The 6,000-nt window shown below is 58.3% G+C and carries 4 protein-coding genes; 2 read left to right on the top strand and 2 right to left on the bottom strand.

The window, feature by feature from the left end; all coding sequences use genetic code 11:
- Positions 1-195 precede the first annotated feature (195 nt).
- On the top strand, positions 196-630 hold the full coding sequence (locus tag C2U58_RS18845) for an NIF family HAD-type phosphatase (protein WP_017354503.1): 435 nt from the start codon (positions 196-198) through the stop codon (positions 628-630).
- A gap of 95 nt (positions 631-725) precedes the next feature.
- Positions 726-1,286, top strand: a complete 561-nt coding sequence (locus C2U58_RS18840) for a cyclin-dependent kinase inhibitor 3 family protein (protein WP_026070517.1) — start codon at positions 726-728, stop codon at positions 1,284-1,286.
- 2,286 nt (positions 1,287-3,572) lie between these two features.
- On the opposite strand, the gene cydB is transcribed toward C2U58_RS18840, so the two are convergent.
- The gene (cydB, locus tag C2U58_RS18835; protein ID WP_017354501.1) at positions 3,573-4,586 is read right to left on the bottom strand and encodes a cytochrome d ubiquinol oxidase subunit II; all 1,014 of its coding nucleotides are present in this window, start codon (positions 4,584-4,586) and stop codon (positions 3,573-3,575) included.
- A gap of 11 nt (positions 4,587-4,597) precedes the next feature.
- Entirely contained in the window at positions 4,598-5,986 is a 1,389-nt protein-coding gene (locus C2U58_RS18830; RefSeq protein WP_017354500.1) for a cytochrome ubiquinol oxidase subunit I, read from the bottom strand.
- Positions 5,987-6,000 lie beyond the last annotated feature (14 nt).

Here is a 6,000-nt window from a genome sequence, read left to right as displayed (position 1 = left end):
AGAACCGTCCGTGATATCGGGGTAGAACCCCAACTATAGGGAAAAGATCCAGTCTCTGGAGAATCAGCTTAAGCAAGCCGAGAAGTTCTCAGATATCTGACTCATTGGCGTTCCGCAACTGCGTCCGATGACCAAGCGCAGCGCGGAACGCTCCAGATCCAAGTGTCCAACTGCTGATGAGGATCCTAGCGCTCAATGCGACCGACCATCCTTGCTCTCGATCTCGAGGGGACGCTGATCTCAAATGCTGTCAGCCAGATTCCACGCCCAGGGCTTTATCAGTTCCTTGAGGTCGCTCATGAACTCTTCGAGCATCTGGTCATCTACACCACGGTCCCTGAGGCAGCTTTCCGCAGGATTTCGCGGCTGCTGGTCGAGGAAGGGAGCGCGCCAGGCTGGTTCGCTGAGTTGCCATATACATTCTGGGGAGGGGCAACGAAGGACCTCCGGTATGTGTCTCCGATCCTGGGTGCAGCGCTGTTGCTGGACGATCACGCGGACTACATCCATCCGGGGCAGGAGCGCTATTGGATTGAGGTCTCTTTGTTCGGCGCTCCATATGACGCGGATGACGCCGGCCTGGAAGTGGCCCTTGAGATGCTGAAGGAACGATTGGTTGTTCCGTTGTAGTTGGTGTGCTTAGTGAGTGGGTTGGCGGGTGCAGCTCTTCCAGCCAGCAGCGCCGGTTGCTGCATAGGAATGGGCTGTCGTTCAGGAGATCCGACATGATTCGAACAAGTTTGACCCACCCTTTAGCTATCGCGGAACTCCCGGTTGGCGAAAGGGGAGGGGCAATTGGTGTGACCTTCGCGCCAGGTAAGTACCAAGAAGTTGCGATGACGGGGGCATGGGCGAGAGACATCGATGTGGATGTCTCTGTGATTCAGTGTTGGGGAGCCAGCCACCTGATCACGCTACTCGAGCCGTGGGAGTTCAGTGAGTTGCGGATCGAGTGCTTGCCTCAAGTGGTTGAAGGGCAGGGCATCTCATGGCATGGCCTTCCAATCACGGATGGCGCAGCACCTGACCAGAGGTTGCTCGAACGATGGCCAGTACTGGGGTCAATGCTCGTTCGGAGTTTGCATTCGGGCCTGCGCATTGTGGTCCACTGCAAGGGTGGGCTGGGGCGAGCCGGCACTGTCGCAGCGATGCTTCTACTGCAGTCAGGGGCTGAGCGAACAGCGCAGGCTGCCATTGGCTCGGTGCGACGTGTCAGGCCGGGTGCCATCGAGACCGCTGTCCAGGAGGATTTCCTGCAGCAATGGGCACAGGGACTGCGCTCGTAGTTGCCCTTCCAGATCAAACGCGTGGCGAGCTCATCAGTCGTTCAAGGCCAGCCCTGGCTATTGGCGCCACCGATACCTACGCGATCTAGTCGACCGCTGACACCGGATTCGCTGGGTCGCGCGCCCACTAGTGGACGCGGCGCGGAGAGTATCCGCTAAAGCCTCCAGTCGCTACTTGGCTGCAGCCAGTACTGTCTGCCCAGAGGGATAAACGTCTCCATTGCCACGTCCAAGATCAACGGCTGACGCCAGCCATGGCCTGGCACGAAGCAAAAGTCAGTCGGGCCAAGTGCTCCCGATTGAACTCGGCTAACGAGCCAAGTGCATCTCCTGCTGATCTCTCGATCAAGTACCCGACGGGCGGCCTCCTCGTCCAGATCAGCTTTCAGGAACTCCGACGCAACGTTGCGCATGCCGGCCCACAGTACATACCTCTTGCGTCCCAAGCTCAGTGCATTCCACTCCGGGAGCTGGGTCGATCTCAGGCCATTGCCCAGCGTGGGAGATAGCCGATACTTGCGTAGCAGGTTGGCCAGGTATGCACGGGCTTCGCTCTCTGCGAGCGAGGTTCCCAAGGTCCGTTTGGCAGTGGACGGGCATTCGGCAGCCCATCGGGTAAGCGTACTGGTCAACCTGGCCTCCAGACTCACGTCCTGACGTGACCAAGCGGCCTGATAGGTCCATGCCAGAGGCTCATACAAGGACCTCGCCCCGGAATTGGGGGCTGCGATGGGAATGCGCTGCAGTACGCGAAGTGAGGCAAGCGTATCGAGTGCGGCTGAGGCCAAGCCCTCGGCGGCAACAGGCCCGCTTACGGTCCTTGAGCGCTCCAGTGCGCACCAGGCGCAGGCTAAGAACGGGCCGATTGAACGAACGAAATCGTCCAACTCTGGCCAATGCGAAATGAGGGTCGGTTGGGTGACAACATAGGCCACTTGTCTCTCAGATCGCTCGCCTAGCTCACCAGCATAGCAGCGAGGCGAGTCCGCGTCTATCTGATCTTCAGATATCGCCACACTGCTGTCCGTGGCTGCGCTGGAGTTGTGAGTGAAAGTCCCGTCGCTTCCTCCAGCGGTGTTCTAGGTTCTTTGGGGAGCCGTGCTATGCCGAGGAGCGCGAGTAGGCCATTGAGCATGGACGAATCAGTGGTTCAAGTTCCATGTCGCGCGGCCGATACAGCCCTGTCCAGACTCCTGGCGGGTCGTCCCGGCCACGAATCCAGTCGATGGCATCCCGTTTGCCCAGGAGCTCCGGAGCGACGTTCTAAGTACCCTGCCATGTACTCAATTCAGAAGATCATCGACCTGCTGCTGCTATTGGGCGTTCCTTCGCTGCTCTTCATTGGCGCTTACGTTCTGCGCCGCCCCAAAAGAGAGCTCAGTTGGGAGCCGGTGCTGGATCAGCGAGTTCATTGCTGGAAATGGTGCGCCTATGGCTTCATTTTTCTCTTGTATGTTCCCGGGACGACGTTGTATCGAACGTTGATTCCTACGGGTTGTGATGGACTTGTTTGCGTCCAGTTCTTCACCGCGAGTGGATACCGTATCGCCCCGAGCGAACTTCATGTTGTTCTCGTCGCAACTGCCGTTTTCGCGGGGTACTTCTTTGCGCGTGTTCGAGCTTCGTACTCACCGATTCCTACCAGGGCCCGGGGCTACGTCCTGAAGGTTGCCTATCATGGCAAGGGGGAGTACTCGCCACACTTGGAGATAGCCCGCCAAGTTCGCCGGCGTCAGCTCAGAGCGGAGCTTGCTGAAAGGCGTAGGCTTGAGCGGGAGGGCTTCCACCTATGGTTAAGATCCGTACGGCCGTGGGTTTGCACGTTGGCCAGAGGCTCTACTGTTGAGCTACTTAGCCCCATGCTGTCGGGAAGGGACCCACTCACTCTTGTCAGGTGGCTATCTCGTAGCGGCCCCAAACATGATGTAGTCCTTCTTTCTAGGCGACTTCGTTGGTGTGAGGCGTTCTTCTACCACCTCACCGTGAATCATCGACTTTCCTTCAAGTCAGTTCGATCCGAAGGCATACGATTCAGGGTCGGCTGAAGGCCCCACTCATCACATCCTGTGTGTCTTAGGGCGATACACGATTCTGGGAGGCCGGGCGTATTGGCTAACTGATTGAGTCAAGTCGAGGGCCAGAGGCGGTGGCATTTGACCTTCGGCTTAGCTGAAGATAGTCCAGTGACATTCAGTTCATGAGTCGGCCGCCACCGAACCCACTCGCCCTTTCCGGGCTTTAGTTGAGCCCATTCTCCACTTCAGGCGAATGGGCGGCATATCACGCTCAATGATAGCTCGTGCTCGCACTCACCTTGCCGCGGAAAACGCGGTATGACCAGGCGGTGTAGCCCAGGATGACAGGAAGCATGACCGCCAAGCCGACCAGGCTGAAGCCAAGCGACGACACTGGCGCTGCTGCATCCCAGATCGTCAATGCCGGGGGGAGCAGGTACGGCCACATGCCGAGTACGAGGCCTAGGTAACCCAGGACAAACAACGACAGGCTCAGTAGGAAAGGGGCAAGATCATGAGTGGGGCGTTTCTCCGCGCGCCACAGCGCCACTGCCACGGCGAGCGTAAGAAGGGGGACGGGGGACAGCCACCAGAAATTCCCGTCACTGAACCAGCGAGTCATTAGTCGCAGATCAAGGAACGGCAGCCAGCTGCTCACGAGCCCCATGGCCACGATCACGGCGACCACCAGGGGGCGGGTCAGGCGCCTGGCAAGTGCGTGGGTTCGCCCCTCGGTCTTCAAGATTAGCCAGGTGCCTCCAAGCAAGGCGTAGCCGGCAACCAAGGCTGCTCCGGTAAGCATGGCAAAGGGGCTGAACCATAGGAATGGCCCGCCAGCGTAGGTGTCACCAGTCATTGGCACGCCTTGCACCACCGTGCCAAGAATCACTCCTTGAGAGAACGCGGCCAGAAGCGAGCCAAGGCCGAAAGCCACGCTCCAAAGCCTCTTGGAGCGATGGGCTTTGAACCTGAACTCAAAGGCGACCCCCCGGAAAACCAATGATACAAGCAGCAGAAGTACTGGAAGGTACAGGGCCGAAAGAAGCGCTGCATAGGCTGTTGGAAACGCTGCTAGCAATCCGGCTCCGCCGAGCACCAGCCAGGTTTCGTTGCCATCCCATATTGGGGCAGCGGTGTTCATCATCACATCGAGCTGCTCTTCATCCTCGGCAAAGGGCGCGAGAATGCCAATACCGAGTACGAAGCCGTCGAGGACGACGTACATCAGGACGCCGAAGCTGATGACGGCGAACCAGGCGATGGGCAACCAGGTCATCGAGTCCATGTCAGCGTTCCTCAGAGAGATTGATCAGCGGCCGAGATAGGCCGTGCAGGTGTGCGATCACCACCCTCTAGCGACGGACTTCCGTCTTGGGCATGTGGGCCATGTCGGAGGATCTTGACCAGATACCAGATGCCCCAACCAAATACGAACGCATATCCAGCGACATAGACCGCGAGTGAGATCGCTGTCATCCAGGCCGTTTGCGGTCCCACGGCATCAGCCGTTCGCAAAACGCCATAGACAATCCAAGGCTGGCGCCCCATCTCGGTGACAAACCAGCCGGCCACCAAAGCAACGAACCCACTTGGAAGCATCCAGTTCCAAGCGCGCAGCAGGGCCCCGGAATCGAACAGCTTACGGCGGGCCAGGGTGAAAGCAGAAAGCCAGGCGAGCAGTAGCATGAGGGTGCCTATCCCAACCATGATCCGGAATGCGAAGAACACAGGCGTGACCGGAGGTCGTTCGCTCGCCGGTACGGATGTCAGCGGTGCGAAGGTTCCATCCATGGAGTGAGTCAGGATGAGGCTGCCAACACGCGGAATCGCGATCTCAAGATCGTTCCGCTCTTCCTTCTCATTTGGTACAGCGAAGACGACCAGCGGAACTCCTTCACCTTCTTGGCCCTGATGCCAGTGAGCCTCTACCGCTGCGATCTTCATCGGCTGGTGCTTGAGGGTGTTCAGACCATGCATGTCACCCACGAAAATCTGAACAGGAACGGTAATGGCCGCAAATATCACAGCCGCCCCAAGCATCTTGCGGCCGGCTTCGACGTGCTCCTTACGCCGCAGGTACCAGGCGCCAACACCACCCACCACGAAGCAGGTTGTTATGAATGACCCTATTGCCATATGGGCCAGTCGATAGGGGAACGATGGATTGAACACAACCTCGAACCAGTCAACCGGATGGACCACTCCGTTGATCATTTCGTAGCCCGCAGGCGTATGCAACCAGCTGTTGGAGGCAAGAATCCAGAACGTTGAAAAGAGCGTTCCAAGTGCGACCATGCATGTGGAAAAGAAGTGCAGGCGTGGTGATACTCGCCCCCAGCCGAACATCATCACTCCGAGGAAACTTGCCTCCAGGAAGAAGGCTGTCAGGACCTCGTAAGTCAGTAGGGGGCCGATTACGGTTCCGGCGATCTGGCTCAAACGAGGCCAGTTTGTGCCGAACTGGAACGCCATGACGATACCGCTTACCACGCCCATGCCGAAGGACACGGCAAAGATCTTCTGCCAGAAGAAGAACAGATCCCGCCACACCGGGTTGCGGGTTCGAAGCCAGCGCCATTCCACGAAACCAAGCCAACTGGCCAAGCCAATGGTGAAGGCAGGGAAGAGCACATGGAAGCTGATGAGAAAGCCGAACTGAATTCGGGAAAGGAGGAGGGCGTCCATAACGATCCCAATAG

It is taken from the genome of Stenotrophomonas sp. VV52 (genome assembly GCF_002893095.1).
GTDB classification, from domain to species: Bacteria; Pseudomonadota; Gammaproteobacteria; order Xanthomonadales; family Xanthomonadaceae; genus Stenotrophomonas; species Stenotrophomonas aracearum.
Note: the sequence above shows the minus strand (reverse complement) of the source record. Positions and strands in the feature narration are given on the sequence as shown.

What these genes read in the sequence shown, in the direction of transcription:
- C2U58_RS18840 (WP_026070517.1), top strand. Translation starts at nt 726, where the DNA reads ATGATTCGAACAAGTTTGACCCACCCTTTAGCTATCGCGGAACTCCCG.
- C2U58_RS18830 (WP_017354500.1), bottom strand. Translation starts at nt 5,986, where the DNA reads ATGGACGCCCTCCTCCTTTCCCGAATTCAGTTCGGCTTTCTCATCAGC.
- C2U58_RS18845 (WP_017354503.1), top strand. Translation starts at nt 196, where the DNA reads ATGCGACCGACCATCCTTGCTCTCGATCTCGAGGGGACGCTGATCTCA.
- cydB (WP_017354501.1), bottom strand. Translation starts at nt 4,586, where the DNA reads ATGGACTCGATGACCTGGTTGCCCATCGCCTGGTTCGCCGTCATCAGC.